Raw genomic sequence first — 17,623 nt, 5'->3', positions numbered from 1 at the left:
GATACGGCCACGTCCCGCGCGGAAACATCGGCGCCTCGCTTCTCCGCACTTGAGTGCGGCACTGCTCAGGCCGAACGGTCCCCAACGGGCAGAAGTCCTCGTGTGACGCGGCCGTCTCGTCGTCATGGCCAGGTCGAGGGACTGGCGGATTCCCTTCTTGCGCTCGCCCTCGGGTTGGCCTAACGGCGTGGGGATTCGGGGCGCCTCCTCGGTGCCGGAAGGGGGCGTGGGGTGGAGTGGTGAAGGGGCGGTGAGGGGGCCGCGTTGAGGCTCGTTTCCGCTGGTAGCGTGCCTTTGCCCGGTGCTGTCGGGTGTTCGTTCAGGTGGAGTTGAGAAGGGGGGAGTCGCCGTGGTTGCGGATCTCGGAGTCGGCCCAGGCGTCTTGAAGCAGGGCGCGAAGGACATGGTGGAAATCCTCAAACCGGTCAAGAAGGTGGACCTTGGGGACGCAGCGGACCTGTCCACCAAGATGGGGAACGATGATGTGGCCGCGTCCCTGGTGACGTTCTGCGCGACGTGGGAGTCGGGGGGCGCGTTCCTGGCCGACTGTGCGGCGACTCTGGCCAGCGGACTGGAAGCGGCCAACGGCAACTACGAGGACACGGATGAGGCCATCCGCGATGCTGTGAAGTCCATCAAGACCGCCCTTGCCTGACGGTGTTGATCCAGCACTGACCTGAACTGACCCAAACTCAAGAACAAGAACAGAACAGGGATTCTGCACTCAATGGCAGCGACGCTCGGGTCGACTGACGACCCGAAGGATCTCATTCCGGGTGAGGCCGGCAAGCTCGGCGACATCGAGACCGCTTTCAACAGCTGGTCCGACAAGTTCGAGAAGATCGGCGACGGCCTGCGCGACCTGCGCATCAAGGGCTGGGTCGGTCAGGCCAGCGAGGCCTTCTGGCCCACCTTGGGCAAGGAAAAGACCAACTGGTACTTCGCGAGCGACGCGATGTCGGGGGCTGCCAAGGCCGTCCACTCGTACTCCTCCATGCTGACCTGGGCGCAGGGGCAGGCCGGAACCGCGATCGACAAGTGGAAGGCCGGCGACCACGAGGGCGCCGAAACCCTCCTGAAGGGTGCGCAAAAGCAGCTCAAGGAAGAGGCCGAGAAGCTCACCAAAAAGCTCCACGAGCTCGCGGGTGACTCCAAGGACAGCCCTGACTGGCTTACTGCGATCCGCAGTGGTGTCGACGCCAAGAAGTGGCTCGAGGACCACGGTGTCGGTAAGGCCGCCATCGCGCCCAAGGCCTGGGCCAGGGAGAACGAGCGGTGGTTCGGCACCACGGAGAACCCGCGCCACAGGGAGAAGGAGTGGGGCAAGGGCGAGGACGGCAAGTGGTACTTCCGGGACAAGCCTGATGCGGCCGCTGGCGCCGACGATGCGACCACGCCCCCCAAGAAGGCCGAGGTGAGTATCAAAATCGCCGAATGGTCGGGCAAGGCCAGCGCATGGTCGGACGGCGTCGACGGCGACGGGAAATTGGGCGACGCCAAGTACAAGTACGCGGCAGGTGTCCAGGCGCTGGGTGTAGACGGTTCGGCCGGTATGAGTATCACCGACGGACGGTTCAAGGCCGGTGCTTCGGGATCCGCGTATCTCGCCCAGGCGTCCGCGAATGGCAGCGTGGAGTACGGCCTCGCCACAGTCCAGGGTGAGGCGAAGGCCTTCGTGGGTGCCGATGCGTCGGTGGAAGCCTCCGTCGGCAAGGACGGAGTGCACGCCGGCGCGGAGGCGTTCGCCGGAGCCAAGGCGACAGGGTCCGCATCCGCCGACGTCGCCGGTGTCGGCGTTGGTGCGACGGGCGAGGCCTGGGCCGGCGTGGGTGCCGAAGCGCATGCCGACGTCGGCATGAAGGACGGCAAGTTCACCATCGGTGGTGACGCTGGAGTGGGTTTGGGTCTTGGCGGCAAGGTCGGATTCAATGTCACCGTTGATACCGGCAAACTGACCGGCGCTCTCGGCGATGGTGCCGACGCCGTGGGCGATGCCTGGGACAGCACAGTCGGCAGCTGGTTGTAGCCCGAGCTGAAGTTCACTGAAGGATTGGATCCACCATGGCGGCCACGTTGCCGGTCAAGATTTCCTTTTCGCTGCCGGACGGCTGGCAGGCGGCACCGCCGGACGAGGTCGGAGCGCCGAACGTCGCATTCGTCGCGCTCCACGCGGCCTCCATCGACGGCGGATTCACAGCGAACATCACCATCTCCGGCGAGATGCGCAACGATGGCGCCACCGTCTCGCAGATCGCCGACGAGTCGGTACCTCGGCTTGAGCGGGGCGGGCCCGTGCGCGTCCTCAAGAAGACCGAGATCGGGACGCCGGACCTTCCCGGGCTCACGGATTCTCCGGGAATCGTGCAGAACCTCGTTCTCTCCACCACGCTGCGAGGGGAGCCCATCGAGCTGTGCCAGAGCCAGGTGTACCTCGGCATGGAGGACGTACGGAACCCGGCTCAGCGCGCGGTGATCGAAATCGTCCTCACCGCGACGCGGAACCAGCTCGGCGAAGTCATCGAGGACTACAAGAAATTCCTGCGCACCGTGCAGCAGGCCGATGACTCCGCCGGCGGGGCCAGCTAGCCGTCGACACACGCAAAGTGCCCCTTGACCCGGTGATTTCCAGATCCGGGGCAAGGGGCACTGTGCATTTCCTCAGGCGGCTGTCCACACCTGCGCGGGGATCCGTTCCATGACGTCGCACAGGTAGTTCAACCGGTTCTCGATCTCCTGCTCATTCAGGTAGCCGGTGTACCACGTGAACAGTTCGTCGTCGCGCAGGCGAAGGGGGTGCGTCTCGGCACGCTGATCCGAGAGGAGGAAGGCCCTCATGTCGTCGGTCAGGACGCTGCGGACGAAGGCTTCGTCACGCGTATCGACGCGGAACTTCTTGTCGAATTCCGGCACACCGAGCAGCATCCTCGGCCCACGGCCCATCATCCCGTCGATCTTGCTCGGACGCCCCACATGCATGTACGGCGTCCCCATGCCGGGCGCCGAGATGAGGAATACGGACTCGTGCGTGTACTGCCTGTTGCCGGCCTGGGTGTCGCCCGACAACGGATTCACGTACCGGTACTCGAAGCATTTGAAGGAGCGGCCGCGGAACTCCCCGGTGATGTAGTGCCACGCACTCAGGTTGGAACCCTTGCCCGGCATCGGACCCACGCCGCAATACTCGGTGGCCCGTCCGCGCGCGCGCCGCTCATAGGTCCAGCCACGCGTAGCAGCAACCCCTTCGAGGGCCTCCCAGTCTTCCTGGATCCGGTCCCCCTCTCGGTTACTGCGCCTGATTGCCCTGATGGCGAGCGCGACCAGTCCCAAAATGACCCCGTATACGAGGATCTTCACCAGGATCCCAACCAGCTGTTCCATGGGCGGAGATTATTCCGGACGCCGTGTGTTCCTGTGAACCGAGGTCGGCCGCGCGACCACCACCTGAGATTGCGCGAGTGGAGATCCTTTGCTGGTGAGGTGAAGAGTCCGCGAGGTGCTCTGATTTGCCCGGAGTTCGGAGAAATGCGCCAAGTAGGCGTCTCCGGTGCGCCCTATGCTGGGCGCGCCGGAGGGGCGGGTAGCCCTGCCGGCTTTCTGCAACCTGCTTCTCCGACCACCGGAACGGACCTCCCCATGATCAAGTCCCGCCTCTCCGCCGCAACGTGGGCCCTGTCGGCCGTAGCCGCGGGCGCGCTGCTCGTCGGCTGCTCGGGGTCGGTGAGCGTGGGGAAGTCCGACCCGAAGGTGTCCAAGGGCAAGCTGGCCGATACGGTCGCCGAAAAGCTCGCCGCCACCACGGGTCAGCCGAAGCCGGACGTCACCTGCCCCGAGGACCTCGTCGGAAAGGTCGGCAACACCGGCCGCTGCACGCTCACGGCGAGCGACGGCAGCAAGCTGGGTGTGACGGTCAAGGTTTCCTCGGTCGACGGCGACAACGTCAACTTCGGCATCAAGGTCGACGAGACGCCTTCCCCGGCTGCCAGCTGACCCTTTCGACTCCACCGCGCCTCTCGCGAGGCGAAATAGGAGAGCCGCTGCCAGGTGCTCGGGAGGGCCTGGCGCGGCCGATCGCCCCCGCGTCTGCCCGGGTTCTTAGCTGGACGCCCTCCCGCACCGAGTTGCCGAATCGTCGAGGTCCGGTCACACCTGAGCCGCCCCGTCTGCCGCGTCCCCTTCACAGGCGGAGAGATGGGAAGTTGCCCCCGCAAGCCCGGTACGAGCTCGCGGCGACGAGCCACAAAGGGTCCTGCTGAGAGCACTCACGCCTCGGCGCAGGCCCCCGAACCGGCCGCCGCCGTCGCGTACTCCTTGACGAACCGGTGCATGTCCGCCGGATCCGCGTCGTCCGAGACGCGTGCCGTCACCCAGAACGAGCTGCCCGCACCGGTGGACTTCGGGCACTCCACCCGGCCGACGGCCCCGGTCTTCGAGTAGATGAACCGCCCGTTGTCCGCGCTGGTGTCGTTCGGGTTGACCCCCAGCGCGGACGTCGCGACGTCACGGGCCGAGGTGTCGGCGCCCAGCTTCTCCACACTGCTGGAGAACACGACCTCCCCGTCGACCTCAAGGCGACAGCGCTTCACGCCGACCGCTGACGTGGGCTTGACCGAGATCTTCTTCCCCGGCGGCAGCAGCGGCTCCAGGGAACCGGCGGACACCTTGGTGCCGCACAGCTCCTTCGGCGTTGCGTACTCCCGCTCGGGTGCGGATGACGAACAGGCGGACACCGAGGCGACGAGCAACCCCGCACCGATCGCCGCCGCCAAGACCGAACGTGCTCTGCCCCGCGGGAGTCCTTGCATGACGTCTTCCATCGCCTTCGGTGATCGTGCCGGTGAGTCGCGCAGCCTCAGGTCGCGCAGCATCAGTCCGGAATCTCGGTGTCTAGGTCCTTGGCCATCGCGTGGATGTCGGTGTTGGCGTCGTTGAAGCCCGTCGCGGTGCCTTCGCTGACCCAGGTGTCGATCTGGTCCGAGTAGCCCGCGTGGTGCGCCTTGGCGGCCTCGGTGGCCGCCGCGTAGTTGACGTTCGTGGTGGTGTCCTTGATCGTCTCCCACCGCGTCGCGATGTCATGACCGGCTTCCGAGCGGTACTGGCCCGAGTCGTCCTTGAAGAACGCCTCCATCACCACCGATGTCACAGTGCCTGCGGCGCCGCCCGCGGCCGCGCCGACCACGGGGGAGGCGATGAAGCTCGTACCGATGCCGACACCCGTCCCGACGATGCCCGAGATGACGTTCTTCTTCTGGCTGACGGCGTAGTCGAAGTCGCCGTCCTTCTCGTTCGCCGGGCCGAGCACCGCTTCCTGCCGGCCCTGGGCGAGCAGACCGCTGAACTCCCCGGACTTGCGCGACAGGCTGGTGATCGTGTCCTTCGCGTCGTGCGGGTAGCGCTGGTCCTCGGGGAGGTCGGGGTTCAGGTGGTAGTCCATCAGGTTGGCGGTGTACGCCTTCTCGCCGACGCTCAGCGCGCTGTACCCCTCCGGGTTCTGGCTCGCGGTGACCAGGAAGCGGGACACGGCGCTGTGATCGAGCTTCGCGTCCGCGCCGTCGTTCGGGTACAGCAGGTTCCATCCGGACTTGTCGCCGTCGCCGACCGTGGGGCCGTCGGCCATCGCCCGGTGGATGTCGGGCAGGTACTCGGACCCGATCTGGCCGATGCTGTCCGACATGTAGTCGTGGTCCTTGAGGCGGTTCGGGTCCTCGGAGATGGAGTTGACGAGGTCCCGCATCAGCCCGGCCTGATCGGCGGTGTGCGCCGGAGTGTCCGCCGTCGGCAGCTCGCCGGCCGGATGCCCGGTCGTCCCGGCCTCCAGCGCCAGGGCGAGGTTGTTGCGCCCGGTGTTGAGGTCGTCGCCGTGCATGTCGGACTCCTGCGGCCACTCCCGGTCCTCGAAGAGGTACTTGAAGTTGCTGGCCGCCGCCTTCTCGCCGTCCTTCGGCGTGTACTCCTCGTTGAAGAACGAGGTGGCCGCGTCAGGGCTGTTGGACAGGCCCTTCAGGTAGCCCGTGAGCGGGTCGGAACCGCTGTCCTCGCCGATCCGGTTGAGCCAGGGGTCCATACCCATGTGCTGCCACGCCAGGTTGCGGTGCTCGCCGTCGCCGGTGAGCTTGCGCTCGGTGGCCATGAGCTTGGTGCCGTAGTCCTCCATGAACCGGTCGTCGTAGTCGCCGGTCCGCATGAGGTTGCTCATGACCTGGAAGCCCATCGGTCCGCCACGATCCCCGTAGAGCGGCTTGTCGCCCAAGTCGATCATCTTGGACTTCCACTCGTACATCGCGGTCGAGTCGCTCTGCGTCGCGTGGGCCAGCGACAGGCCGAGGTTGCGCTGGAGGTCGTCGAACTGGTCGAGCCGCTCGTGCCCCAGCTCGTAGTTGCCGCGGGCCGGGTCGTTGATCCCTGTCCAGAACTCAAGGATCTTCTGCGGGCCGACCTTCGTGGCGAACTCCTCGGAGAACAGCTGGTCGTCGGCGTACTTCTTGAACCCGGCGTTGAGCCGGTCGAACTCCTCGACCGACAGGTCCTTCGGGTCCTTCTGCGCGAGCTTCGCCAGCTCGTCGGCTTCCTTGACGGCTGCGGCCGCGGAGTCGCGGTCCGAGTAGTTCGCGTCGGAGAAGCCCATGGACGTCTGGTTGACCAGCAGCTTCAGGACCGTGGTGGCCGTGTTGTCGCTCTCGCTCGCCCCGTCGACGATCTTCTGGATCTCGTTGCGGACCCCGGTGACGTCGCCGTCCGTCGGCTTGGGGTCCTTGGCGTCGTCCTTGGCGCGAACGGTGAAGCCGCCGTCGCCCGACGCCGTGACGCTGATGTCCTTCGTGCCCGCGTTCTGTATCGCCGTCGTGAGATTGCCGTGGTACGTCCTGAGTTCACCCGCGGTGTCCCGGAGAATGTCGTAGATCGACTTCGCCTGGGTGTGCGCGTCGTCGAATTCACCGACCGTCTTGCCGATGAATTCCTTGGAGACCGTGGCATTCGCGCCGGCCCAGACGGCCTTGCCCGCGGACGCCTTCATGCCCGTACGGGCTTCCTTCGCGAGCGCATCGAGATTCTTGACCATCGTCGACCAGTCCTCGACGGCATCGTCGAGGAGCTTGAAGTTGGCGTGGAGGAGCGCCTCGAAATGCATCAGTCGTCCTTCTTCTTCGGCTCGCCGTACACCGGGTTCTTCTTGCCGGGGTCACCGACGCGCTCGTCGAAGCCGGCGTCGAGCATGTCGATGCTGCTCATCTGACGCTGAATGAAGTCCTCGTCGGCGCCGTGCAGCTTCTTCGTGCGGTGCATGTGGTTGGCGATCTGCGCGGTGGCGTCCATGAGCGACCGGAGCTGCTCCTCCCAGCGGTTCGACACCTCCTGCAGGCCCCCGCCCAGCGAGAAACCCTGCTTCGTGAGGTCCGATGCCGCCGAGTCGCTGCTGGGGACGGCCACCCGGGCCTTGTCCCACATCTGGCTGTACAGCTTGTGGGCGTCCGAGCCGACCTTCTCGAGGTCTCCGTGTCCGACCGCGAGGTCGCCGTACTGGGACGGCGGCGGCCCGCCGCCCTCGTCGTCCGGCACGCGGTTCAGCTGCATCTGCGTCGACTGACGTCCCGCCGCCTCGGTCTTCAGCTGCTCCCACTCGTCCCACGCCATGAGTGAGCTCCTCCCCCGCGTGCGCGCCGGATACTGCCGCTGGACGGCAGACTTCCGGTCAAGTTAGCAACTCGGATGCGAAGAGTGGCCGTTCGGACCGATGCTCGAGATGCTGCGCAAGTGAAGGTCTTGTGGACGAAGCGAGTTGTAGCCGTGTGTCCGTAATGGAGGACCATGCGAGTTCGGTCCCCATCCGCTTCAGTTCGCTCCCGTCCGGATCTTCGGCAATTCCGTGATCGCGATTTCGACGACATACATGTCCCCGAGAGTTGTGGAGATTTTTACCCGTCGTCATCTCCGCCCGTGCAACTCTTCTGTAGGAAGCTCGACCCGCACATTGATCCGTTGGAACGGAGCCTTTTCCATCCGAGCCGGCGGGCGCCGGGTTACGGGGGAAGAGGTCAGGGGATGGCTTGGGACGAATGGGAGCAGCTGAAGTCCGACGCTGCCGCCCGCCAGAGCGAGAAGATGCAGCTCAATCAGCTGGCCCCGGAACCCGGCGGCGGTGGCTCAACGGGCGGCGCCGACCTGGTGGTCAACCAGGACGATCTCGGCGCCGTGGGGCATGAGGCCTTCATCCTCCACGACCACCTGCACACGCAGGCCGACATCGCGGGAGCCGGAGCCGACAAGCACGGCGCGGGATCCACGATGCAGGCGGCGACGGCCCTCAAGGTCGGCAACTTCGAGATGGGGTCGGCCCTCGAGACGACCGTCAGTGTCTGGACGACCCAGGTCCAAACGGTCCTTCAGGCGTGCGCGCACATCTCCAACCACCTGGACTACAGCAAGAAGCTGCACGCCCAGGACGACGCGACCATCGCGGTCGACCTCCACCAGCGGGACGGCTCGGCCGTGCCCGTGTCCCGGCTGAACGACCTGCTCAAGTAGGAGGGGCAGGCCATGACGCTCAAGTACACGGATCTGACCGAGGTCGACCTCGCGAAGCTCGGCGCATCCGTCGCCGACTGGAAAGCGGCCGTCGATCACCTCAAGACCCTGGCGGAGAACGCCAGGACGGGAATGCAGGCGAAATCGGACGGGGCCCGATGGGCCGGCCAGAACGCCGACGCCGTGCGCGTACTGATCGGCAAGACCACCAAGGAATTCGAGGACCTGCACGGTGAGGCCAACAGCATCTTCCAGGTGCTCGACGACGCCCACCAGGAGCTGACGCAGCTCCAGCGCAGCACGAAGACGCTCGTCTCCGAGGCCACCGGCAAGGGATACCGCGTATTCGACAACGGCGACACCAGCGTCTCCGTCATCGAATACGTCGGACCCGGCGAACCCCCCAAGGGCGTCCCGGAAAAGGAACTCCAGCACTACGCCGACCAGATCACGGCCAACGTCGGCCGCGCCAACGACATCGACCAGTCGGTCAAGCTGGCCCTCACCCGCAGCCATGGAAACGATCCGAACAACGCCGGTCACAAGGAATACGGATCACTCAACGACGCCCAGGTCGAGCGCGCGCTCGAACTCGCCAAAAAGGGCCACAACATGAGTGACGTCGAACTCCGCGAATTCAACCGCATCATGAAGTTCAACGGCGGCGAGAAGGACGGCCAGTTCGCCACCGGGTTCTACAAGGGCCTGGGCGGTCCCGAGAAGGCGCTCGAGTTCTACGCGGACATCACCACGGACGGCACGGAGAAGGACGCGGGCAAGGTCCGTCTCGACGCCGTCAAGGACTTCCAGCAGGTGATGGGCCCGGCCCTGGCCAACGCCACGGACCCGGACACGAAGAACCATCTCCCCGCCAGCTGGGGCGACGAATTCCGCAGGCTGGGCACGCAGCAGATCTCCTGGATGCCGCACCAGATGACGAAGCCGTACGGCTATCAGGTGCTCGGCGGCCTGATGCGGTACGGAAACTACGACCCGTCCTTCATCAACCCCATCGCCGAACACCTCACACAACTCCACAAGGAAGACCCGGACAAACTCCTCACCCACGTCGGCCACGGGCAGGGCGACGGCTACGGATTCAATCCGTCGGGAAAGCTCGGCTCCGGCGAGGACCCGCTGAACAGCGTCCTCGAAGCCCTCGGCCACAGTCCGGAGGCCTCGGAGAAGTTCTTCACCGACCCTCCCACCGCGTACAACGAGGACGGGACGGTGAAGCAGGACGGAAAGCTGGGCTTCAAGTCCTACCTGGACGTCTTCACCGACAAGGACTTCCTGTGGAACGCCGACTCCAACGACGCGTACCTCTACGGCAACGAGGACGCGCTGCGGGCCGCGCGCAACGTCGGCCCCGAAGCGCTCGGCCACGCCCTGGAATCCGCCACGACGGGACGGCCGTACGACAGCGACGACATGGGCGACGCGGTGCGGCACACACCGGAGCGCGCCGGCCTCGTGCACGACATCGTCGACAAGTTCGGCAGCGACCCCGAACTGCTCAAGCACAACGGCGACTCGGGCGAGAGCGGCCCGCTGTACGCCATGAAGGACAGCCTCGGCGACATCACTTCCGAGTACATGGGCGACTTCCAGCAGGCCATGTACGAGGAGAACGCCGGCAGCGACATGTTCCCGACGTTCGGCGCGGCCGCGGGCCTCGACCCCGGGCACGCCCAGAAGTTCCTCAGCGAAGTGGGCCAGGACCCGCATGCGTACTCGGCCATCACCGCGGCGCAGCAGGCGTACACGGCGGACGTGGTGAACGGCGTGGTCAACGACCCCACCACGTCGACGACGTCGATGGACGGCCGCGTGCGCGACGCGGTGGCTCCGGGGGCCGCCATCGCGGGCATCATGAGCGACTCGCGCGCGGACGCCATTTACCAGTACCACGCGGCGTCCGACGCGGATTTCAACGAGGCCGCGGCCGACAAGGCGAAGTGGGTGAGCCGCATCCTGGGCATGGGCGTCGACAAGGCGGCCGAGCACGTTCCGATCCTGGGCGCGCCCATCGGATGGGCGTCGGAGGACATCCAGGAGAGCGTCATGAAGAGCATCGAGCAGGACACGACGACGGACGCGGAGCACAAGGCCGGCGGCGAGTACTCGCACGGCCGCTCGGAGGCGATCCGCTCGGCCCAGGACGCCGTCGACAACGCCGTGCGCCACAACCCGAAAATCGACATGCGGACGGCAGATGACCTGCAGCGTGCCGCACGGACCGCAGCCGGCATCAGCCATTCGGACGGAGCCCAGTGGAATTCGGAAAGCCATCACTGATTACGGCCCGCGGCGTGCGGCTCCTGCCTCTGGCCGCCCTCACCGCCGTGATGGTGGCGGCAGCAGCGGGATGCGGCGACTCGGCCGAGCGGGAGTACGCCGTGCCGTCCTCGCTGTGCGGCATTCACATCAAGGCGGCAACGCTTACGCCGTTGCTGCCGCCCGGTAAGCAGGTGTCGGTCAAACGGGACGACCCCGTCCCGGACGCCATCACGACCTGCGAGGTCGCGGTGGACAAGAAGGTCGTGCTGTCCGTCGAACGCGAGCGACGCGAACCGGGCGCGGCGGCGCGCGACATCGCCGTGGACCAACTCTCCGCCCACGCCCCCAAGTCCGCGGCGGCCCGCACGATCGCGTACACGGACTCGGCCGCCGTATCCATCACCCGGTGCACCGCCCAGGAGGTGGTGAGGGAGGACATCTCCACGGTCATCAGGGTCTTCGAACCGGGACACAAGGACGAATCGGTGCTGAAGGACTTGATCACGGAATACACGGCGGCGTTGAAGAAGTCTTCGCCTTGCGAAGCGAAATCAGGCTGAATTGTTGAACGCCGCTTCCCCCGCCTTCCCCGCTGTCACGACGGTGAAGATTTTATGGAGGAATGTTCGCCTGTCGGAGGGTGCGTCGGGCCTCCGTGCGGGGCAGTGCCTGCGCGCGAGCGTCACGACCTCCGGCCGGGCGTCGAGCGCGCGTCGGCGAGATGAGAAGATTGCACCCGAAAGCGCGATACGGGAAGAGCGCTTCGTAACTGACTTAACACATAGGTCAGTTGGTTCGGTTGTACAGGGTGACTACAGTGGTAAAGGCGCGATGAGGGACGCTCGCGCCACCGCGCTCCGGGCGCGGGCTGAAGGACCGACGGGGAACGGGGAAGGGGGCACGTCATGCTTCCTGCGGACATGGCGATGGGTGGGGTCTCGGCTGCGGCCGCTGCGGACCTGAAGGTCGGCGCGGGGGTCCTCAAGTCGTTCAAGCAGCGCGTGGACAAGCTCCTGGCGGAGTTCGAGGGGTCCGCCGGCAGCGCGGCCAAGGTGGGCGGGCACCAGATCCCCCGGAACGCCCTGAGCGGCGTGGGTGAGTTCAATGAGGCCGACGGCCTGCACGCCCAGTACGACCACGTGCACCAGCAGATCACCCACCTCTCCAAGATGCTGAGTCTGCAGATCGAAGCCATCGGCATCGCCGCACACGGCGCAGAGATCGGCTACGACAACCTCGAAGAGGATCAGCGGCGCCGTTACTGGGCGATCCAGGTCAGGATCGACCGCGAGCACGACGCGGCGGAGCAGAAGAAGTCCGGCCGGCCCGCGCAGGAGCACAGCGACGCGAAGAAGTCCACGAAGGGGTTCAAGTAATGGCTGGGGATGAGAAGAAGCCGCCGCCCCTGACCGACCAGCAGAAGGTGGACGCTCAGGTCGGAGCCACCGACGTGACGTCGCAGATGTCGGAACTGATGCACGACGCCTTCGGATTCAGCCGTGTGCGGTTCTTCCAGTTCGGTAAGCCCACGAACTTCGAAGGTCACAAGCTCAACGCCATGATCGACCTCATCGCGGACGCGAAGCCGGCCGACCTCGAGAATGCCGGTGAGGCGCTGTGGAAGGCTAGTGATGCCATCAACGCGGCCGCGGCCGAGCTCAGAGGGCATCTGAAGCCGGCCGAGGACGACTGGCAGGGTGAGGCCGGCAGGGCCTTCCAGTCGTGGGGTCTGAAGCTCGTCACGCACACCGAGGCGCTTGCCACCTACGCGGACCAGGCAGGAGTCCAGATCACCGCGGCCGCGACCGGCCTCGCGTCCGTGCGCAGCGCGATGCCGCCCCGGGACACCCGGCTGGACCCGAAGACGGTCGACGACATTCCCGTCGTCGCGCGGGTCGACGGCAACAAGGACTACGCCGCAGCCGTCAAGACCGAGGGCCACCGTCAAGAGGCGATCAACCAGATGAACCGGTTGGCGTCGTTCTACTCGGTGTCCGGACAGCAACTGCACGGGCTGACGCCGCCGACGTTCGAGGCCATGCCCAACGTGGGTATGCCGGCGGTGGAGCACGTGGAGCGCTCTTCGGGCGAGCACCGCCCCCAACCGACCGCCGCTCTGCACAGGTCGGAAGTGGAGACCGCGGGGCGTGAGCACTCGGTCGTAGAGCACGTTCGCCCCGACATCGGCAATGTGCCTCCGAAGACGGACGATCCCGTGATCGCCATAGACCGGCCGGTCGTCCCTGTCGGCACGGAGATCGACAGCGTCGACACGCTTCCTCAGCACACGTCGACGCCCCCTGTGACAAGCACCGCCAACCCGACCGTGACGCCGACAATCGGTCCGCAAGGACTCCCGCTCCCTTCTTACACCCAGGGTGTTCCGAATCCCCTGGGCAAGGGTCCTGTGGGACGGGCGCTCGGTACGACGGGCGTGCCGAGGAATCCGGCGACCGCACAGGGACGACCCGGAACCACAGGACCGGCGACGGCTCGAGGGCTGGGGCAGGGCGGCACGAACCCGATGGGGCGCCCGAACGCGACCGGCCAGCCGGGGGTCAAGGGCGGCATGCCGGGTGGCCGTCCGACCTCCGGAGTCACCGGAGGCACGCCCAAGCAGGGCGGCACGTCGGCCGGCCGCCAAGGCCTGGGGCCGAGGGGCGCGGGCCGGAGCAACGGCGGCGTCATAGGGGGAAGGCCCACCTCGACCGGCGCGACCGCGAAGTCGGGTCCCAAGGTGCCGAGGGGCACGGTCATCGGCGGCGAGGGAGCGGCCGGTTCACGGACCTCGAACGGCGGGATCAGTCAGCGGGGAGTCATGGGGGCGCCGAGTGCGGCAAACAGCGCCACCAGGAATCAGACGCCCGCGCGCGGTTCCCTCGGTAATTCCGACGGCGTGACCGCTGCTCCCGCAGGACGCAACTCCGCTTCCCGCGCGGGCAGGAACGGCTTCACCGCCGGCGGCTCCGGCCTCGTACGAGGTCCCGAGGGCCGCGGGAGTTCCGACCAGGAAGAGGGCGAAGGCGCACAACGGCCTGGCTATCTGATCGAGGACGAACAGACGCAATTGCCCGACAAGCCGCGGCGTGACGTGCCCCAGGTGAACGACCAAGTATGAGCGAGGACGTACGAAGTATGCAGTCTGGGATCAGCCGACGCGGCGGAAGCACCGCGCGGATCGCGGGGCGTGCCGGGAGACGAGTCGCCACCGTAACTGCGGCACTCGGCGCTCTCGCGGCTGTCTCGGCCGGACTGGCCCCGAGCGCGGTCGCCGCCGACGTGCAGTCGAAGCAGTGGTACTTGGACGCGATGGGGGCCAGGGACCTGTGGAAGGTCAGCACGGGCAAGGGCATCACGGTCGCCGTCGTCGACTCAGGGGTCAACTCCGCGACGAAATCCTTGAGCGGCAAGGTACTCAAGGGAGTCGACGTCACCGGTAGCGCAGGCGGCGCGACGGACGACTTCGACGGTCACGGCACGACGATCGCCGAGCTCATCGCGGGTAGCGGGGCGAGGGGCGGAATTAAGGGCGTCGCGCCCGACGCCAAGATCATCCCGATTCGCACCCGGCTGTCGACGATGAAGGACGAGTCGGCGAAGGAAAAGGGTGACACCACGGCCAAGGCCATTCGGGCTGCCGCCGACAGTGATGCCCAGATCATCAACATGTCGTTCGGATCAGACTTCCCGAGTGACGGAGGACTTGAAGCCGTCAAGTACGCCCAGAGCAAGGGCAAGCTCCTTTTCGCTTCGGTCGGCAACGAAGCCGAGAAGCAGAACTACATCGGCTATCCCGCGAAGTACCCAGGGGTGGTCGGCGTATCGGCTGTGGACAAGACCGGTCAGGTCGGCAAGTTCTCGGAGAGCGGCAACTATGTGCAGTTGGCGGCTCCCGGCCTGGATATCCCGGAGTGGTGCAACAGCGACTTCCAGTCGTACTGCACGGGGACGGGCACCAGTATGGCGTCCGCCATCACTGCAGGCGCGGCCGCTCTCATCTGGTCCAAGCACCCCACATGGACGGCGAATCAGGTCACGCGGGTCCTGATCGACACGGCAGGGCGTGACTGGCCGAAGAGCAAGCCCAGCAAGTACCTCGGTTACGGGCTGATCCGTCCGGCGCGCAACCTGCTCCATGGCGAGGGAAGCCCGGGTGCGGGCGACATCAACCCCCTCACCAACGAGAAGACCACCGCCGGTTCCACCTCCGGCAACACCCCCTCAGCTTCCGTACCAGCCTCGTCACAGCCCCCGAAATCCACTTCAGGTGGCGAGACCTCGGCGGCAGGATCTAGTGCGAAGTCCTCAGACGGCAATGACCAGTTGTGGATTGTCCTCGGCGCCGCTGCCGCGGTGGTGGTGATCGGGGGCGGGGCGTTCGCGGTGCTGCGAGCTCGCCGCTCCGGCTGAGCCTGCTTCATCGTTCAACGCCCGTCGAGCAGGGGACCAGATCCTTCCCCGGCCAGACGGGAATCCGGAAAGTTCCATCAGCAATTCAGGAGAGGAAGGCCGAACATGGCACAGGGTCAGCGGCTCTCAGATTCCGAGATGGTTGCGCTCGAGCGCAAGATCGCGGAGAAGTTCGACAACATCAAGTCGACGGTGCACCGCCTTCAGGGGACGATCGACAGCCTGGAAGGCAACTGGAAGGGCATCGGCGCCAACGCGTTCAACACGAAGCAGTACGAGATCAACGAGTCGATGAAGACCATCGGCGGCATCCTCGTGAAGTTCCTCGACGCGATGAGCGGTACGCGGAAGATCAAGGACGACTCCGAGGACCAGGTCCGCCAGGCGGTCAACAAGATCAACGTGTACGACGGCGCCCCGAAGTCCACGCTCAGCGGCTACTGAGCGAACCGGCCACGCGTCAGTAGTAAGTCTGAATCACAGGGGAGATGAAGTAGATCATGGGCATGAACCACGACGAGATGATCGTCAAGTACGGCGCTCTTGACACGGCGGCCACCGAAATCGGAAACATGGCCAAGCAGCTCGAGTCCGACTTGGCGGAGATCAAGCAGTTGGTCGCCGGCACGGTCGCCTACTGGGAGGGCGAAGCCCAGGACACGTACGGCCACGAGCAGCAGAAGTGGGACAAGGAAGCTCGCGACATCCACACGGCCCTCCACGGCATCGGCCAAGTGGTGCACCAGGCCGGTGGTGACTACATGGGCGGTGACAAGAAGGCCGCCAGCTTCTTCCTGTAAAGCGAACGGGCACAGCATGCGGGGTGGGCGCGCGCGGGAGGCGCCCACCCCGATGCTGTGTCGGCACAGGAGCGTTTCGGCGCTGCCGCACCTTGAATTGGACGATCAGAGATGACATACGGACCACCGCCGTCACCCTTTACCCAGTCGCAGCGCGCGGCGGTCGAACGCAGGCAGCGGCGTACGAGGCTGTGGGTCTCAGTCATCGCCGTTCTGGTTGTTGTCGCGTGTGCCGGTGGCTGGTTGATGTGGGCAGGACTGCCAGGTGGGGGCAAGGGCGACGCGGCCGGGGGCCATTCCGCGCGGAAGCAGGCCCCGGACGAGGTTCGGGAAACGGTCGAGAAACGTCCCAAGGATCGCTCGGGGCACCTTGCGGTCTCGCTGGTCGACGAATTGGAGCCGGGTAAAACGCTGAACATGCCGGGCACATGGGCGACCGACACGGTTCTCGTCAAGGGGATGAATTCCACCCTTGAGGGGATCACGATCGGTACGGACGATGAAGCCTGGCATTACAACCTGTCGGGTGCGATCTGTGGCACGACGCAGCATGTGACGGCGGACGGGCGTACCGCTGTGCTCTTCCGGAGCGGCAATGGCAAGAGTCTCTGCAATCAGTTGGCGTTCTTCGATCTGGACAACGGGAAGAAGCTCTGGCAAGTGACCATTCCCACGTCGAAGTCCAGCTTCGGCGAGGACTTGCCGAACGTGACCCTGACGCGTGGCGTCGTCGCCACAGCGTGGAGTGGCGGTTCGGCAGCGTACGACATGTCCGGTGGTGAGCAGCTCTGGGAACGCAAGCGGACGTCCGAGTGCCGGGAAGACGGGTTCGCGGGTGGCCGGGCGCTGGTCATCGAACTCCACTGCATGCCTGATCCCTCCAAACCCCTGATCAGCGAAATTCGGGTGCAGAGGCGTGACCCTCGAACTGGTGAGGCCATGTGGACGTACAAGGTCCCCAAGGGCATTGAGCTCGCCTACCTCGTTTCAGCCGAGCCTCCGGTAATTGCCGTCTCGGCCGGTGAGGCAGGTCTCACCGAGATGATCTCGCTGGACGGCAAGGGGAAATACCGGGCGACGATCCGACTTGAGGATGGTCGCTACGACCTTGACTGCGCAGTTGATGACATGCAAAGCAGCGCGCTGGATCATTGCGCTCCCGTAGTGATCGGACGCAGTCAGGCATTCGTCACCGGTGGCGAACAGACCGAGGGAATCAACCACACGTCCAACTGGATCGTCTCGTTCGACCTCGCGACGGGGAAGACGGTGAAGAAATTTGATTCCGGCGCGGATCAGATGATCTATCCCATCCGCATGAGCGGCGATCGACTCCTCGCATTCAAGGAAGGTACCGACAACTTCGCTCCGTCATCCGTGGTGAGCCTCAACCCGGCGACGGGTACAGAGACGCCTTACTACTACTTCAACGTGCCGTCCGAAGCGCATTTCATGGACCCGAAGACGGATGGCATCGTTTTCGAAGGGGGGCGTATTTTCTTCGCCTCCACTCAGGTGCAGGGAGAGGGGCAGAAGGGCAAACCGGCCCGGATCTGGGGAGCAGTAGGCATCGAGAGCGTCGCGGCACGCCACGTCCCGAAGTAGCGTCGTCA

The 17,623-nt window shown here is 65.8% G+C and carries 17 protein-coding genes; 13 read left to right on the top strand and 4 right to left on the bottom strand.

Going from position 1 to position 17,623, the window contains the following annotated elements; translation table 11 throughout:
• Window positions 1-349 precede the first annotated feature (349 nt).
• The 3 genes from OG698_RS15840 to OG698_RS15830 all read left to right on the top strand — a co-directional run bounded on the left by OG698_RS15840 (window position 350) and on the right by OG698_RS15830 (window position 2,586).
• Entirely contained in the window at window positions 350-655 is a 306-nt protein-coding gene (locus tag OG698_RS15840) for a hypothetical protein (protein ID WP_406103611.1), read from the top strand.
• A 72-nt stretch (window positions 656-727) separates the two neighbouring features.
• Complete coding sequence (locus OG698_RS15835; RefSeq protein ID WP_406103610.1) at window positions 728-2,026, top strand: putative T7SS-secreted protein; 1,299 nt, start codon at window positions 728-730, stop codon at window positions 2,024-2,026.
• 35 nt (window positions 2,027-2,061) lie between these two features.
• On the top strand, window positions 2,062-2,586 hold the full coding sequence (locus tag OG698_RS15830) for a hypothetical protein (protein WP_406103609.1): 525 nt from the start codon (window positions 2,062-2,064) through the stop codon (window positions 2,584-2,586).
• Between the two features lie 72 nt (window positions 2,587-2,658).
• Here the strand turns inward: OG698_RS15830 and OG698_RS15825 are convergent, their stop codons facing one another.
• Window positions 2,659-3,354 carry a hypothetical protein gene (locus OG698_RS15825; RefSeq protein WP_406103608.1) on the bottom strand — a complete coding sequence of 232 codons (696 nt, stop codon included), beginning with the start codon at window positions 3,352-3,354 and terminating at the stop codon, window positions 2,659-2,661.
• 279 nt (window positions 3,355-3,633) lie between these two features.
• Here OG698_RS15825 and OG698_RS15820 point away from each other — a divergent pair, with 279 nt between their 5' ends.
• Window positions 3,634-3,987: a DUF4333 domain-containing protein gene (locus tag OG698_RS15820; protein WP_406103607.1), complete on the top strand. Its 354-nt coding sequence runs from the start codon at window positions 3,634-3,636 to the stop codon at window positions 3,985-3,987.
• A 272-nt stretch (window positions 3,988-4,259) separates the two neighbouring features.
• Here OG698_RS15820 and OG698_RS15815 read toward each other — a convergent pair whose 3' ends face one another.
• From OG698_RS15815 to OG698_RS15805, 3 genes are all read right to left on the bottom strand, one after another.
• Window positions 4,260-4,766, bottom strand: a complete 507-nt coding sequence (locus OG698_RS15815; protein WP_406103606.1) for a hypothetical protein — start codon at window positions 4,764-4,766, stop codon at window positions 4,260-4,262.
• A gap of 98 nt (window positions 4,767-4,864) precedes the next feature.
• Window positions 4,865-7,126, bottom strand: a complete 2,262-nt coding sequence (locus OG698_RS15810; protein WP_406103605.1) for a hypothetical protein — start codon at window positions 7,124-7,126, stop codon at window positions 4,865-4,867.
• Window positions 7,126-7,629, bottom strand: a complete 504-nt coding sequence (locus OG698_RS15805; RefSeq protein WP_406103604.1) for a hypothetical protein — start codon at window positions 7,627-7,629, stop codon at window positions 7,126-7,128. Before OG698_RS15805 ends, OG698_RS15810 begins: the two co-directional genes overlap by 1 nt.
• A 408-nt stretch (window positions 7,630-8,037) precedes the next feature.
• On the opposite strand from OG698_RS15805, the gene OG698_RS15800 reads away from it, so the two are divergent.
• From OG698_RS15800 to OG698_RS15760, 9 genes are all read left to right on the top strand, one after another.
• Window positions 8,038-8,520, top strand: coding sequence for a hypothetical protein (locus OG698_RS15800; RefSeq protein WP_406103603.1), 483 nt, complete (start codon window positions 8,038-8,040; stop codon window positions 8,518-8,520).
• Between the two features lie 12 nt (window positions 8,521-8,532).
• The gene (locus OG698_RS15795; protein WP_406103602.1) at window positions 8,533-10,818 is read left to right on the top strand and encodes a hypothetical protein; all 2,286 of its coding nucleotides are present in this window, start codon (window positions 8,533-8,535) and stop codon (window positions 10,816-10,818) included.
• A gap of 14 nt (window positions 10,819-10,832) precedes the next feature.
• A complete protein-coding gene (locus OG698_RS15790) occupies window positions 10,833-11,360 on the top strand; it encodes a hypothetical protein (protein WP_406103601.1) in 528 nt (175 codons plus the stop codon).
• Window positions 11,361-11,705: 345 nt separating this feature from the next.
• Complete coding sequence (locus tag OG698_RS15785; protein ID WP_406103600.1) at window positions 11,706-12,176, top strand: hypothetical protein; 471 nt, start codon at window positions 11,706-11,708, stop codon at window positions 12,174-12,176.
• Window positions 12,176-13,918: a hypothetical protein gene (locus OG698_RS15780; RefSeq protein ID WP_406103599.1), complete on the top strand. Its 1,743-nt coding sequence runs from the start codon at window positions 12,176-12,178 to the stop codon at window positions 13,916-13,918. Before OG698_RS15785 ends, OG698_RS15780 begins: the two co-directional genes overlap by 1 nt.
• Window positions 13,919-13,935: 17 nt before the next feature.
• On the top strand, window positions 13,936-15,210 hold the full coding sequence (locus OG698_RS15775) for a S8 family serine peptidase (protein WP_406103598.1): 1,275 nt from the start codon (window positions 13,936-13,938) through the stop codon (window positions 15,208-15,210).
• Between the two features lie 105 nt (window positions 15,211-15,315).
• Window positions 15,316-15,654 (top strand): WXG100 family type VII secretion target, encoded by a 339-nt coding sequence (locus OG698_RS15770; protein ID WP_406103597.1) that lies wholly within the window; start codon window positions 15,316-15,318, stop codon window positions 15,652-15,654.
• Window positions 15,655-15,710: 56 nt separating this feature from the next.
• A complete protein-coding gene (locus tag OG698_RS15765; protein WP_406103596.1) occupies window positions 15,711-16,010 on the top strand; it encodes a WXG100 family type VII secretion target in 300 nt (99 codons plus the stop codon).
• A gap of 111 nt (window positions 16,011-16,121) precedes the next feature.
• Window positions 16,122-17,615 (top strand): PQQ-binding-like beta-propeller repeat protein, encoded by a 1,494-nt coding sequence (locus tag OG698_RS15760; RefSeq protein WP_406103595.1) that lies wholly within the window; start codon window positions 16,122-16,124, stop codon window positions 17,613-17,615.
• Window positions 17,616-17,623 lie beyond the last annotated feature (8 nt).

It is taken from the genome of Streptomyces sp. NBC_01003, assembly GCF_045162695.1.
Taxonomy (GTDB): Bacteria; Actinomycetota; Actinomycetes; order Streptomycetales; family Streptomycetaceae; genus Streptomyces.
This window is presented reverse-complemented; position numbering and strand designations above follow the sequence as displayed.

Coding starts and splice junctions, on each gene's coding strand:
- OG698_RS15780 (WP_406103599.1), top strand. CDS start 12,176: ATGGCTGGGGATGAGAAGAAGCCGCCGCCCCTGACCGACCAGCAGAAG.
- OG698_RS15805 (WP_406103604.1), bottom strand. CDS start 7,629: ATGGCGTGGGACGAGTGGGAGCAGCTGAAGACCGAGGCGGCGGGACGT.
- OG698_RS15770 (WP_406103597.1), top strand. CDS start 15,316: ATGGCACAGGGTCAGCGGCTCTCAGATTCCGAGATGGTTGCGCTCGAG.
- OG698_RS15775 (WP_406103598.1), top strand. CDS start 13,936: ATGCAGTCTGGGATCAGCCGACGCGGCGGAAGCACCGCGCGGATCGCG.
- OG698_RS15795 (WP_406103602.1), top strand. CDS start 8,533: ATGACGCTCAAGTACACGGATCTGACCGAGGTCGACCTCGCGAAGCTC.
- OG698_RS15760 (WP_406103595.1), top strand. CDS start 16,122: ATGACATACGGACCACCGCCGTCACCCTTTACCCAGTCGCAGCGCGCG.
- OG698_RS15830 (WP_406103609.1), top strand. CDS start 2,062: ATGGCGGCCACGTTGCCGGTCAAGATTTCCTTTTCGCTGCCGGACGGC.
- OG698_RS15785 (WP_406103600.1), top strand. CDS start 11,706: ATGCTTCCTGCGGACATGGCGATGGGTGGGGTCTCGGCTGCGGCCGCT.
- OG698_RS15800 (WP_406103603.1), top strand. CDS start 8,038: ATGGCTTGGGACGAATGGGAGCAGCTGAAGTCCGACGCTGCCGCCCGC.
- OG698_RS15765 (WP_406103596.1), top strand. CDS start 15,711: ATGGGCATGAACCACGACGAGATGATCGTCAAGTACGGCGCTCTTGAC.
- OG698_RS15820 (WP_406103607.1), top strand. CDS start 3,634: ATGATCAAGTCCCGCCTCTCCGCCGCAACGTGGGCCCTGTCGGCCGTA.
- OG698_RS15835 (WP_406103610.1), top strand. CDS start 728: ATGGCAGCGACGCTCGGGTCGACTGACGACCCGAAGGATCTCATTCCG.
- OG698_RS15810 (WP_406103605.1), bottom strand. CDS start 7,126: ATGCATTTCGAGGCGCTCCTCCACGCCAACTTCAAGCTCCTCGACGAT.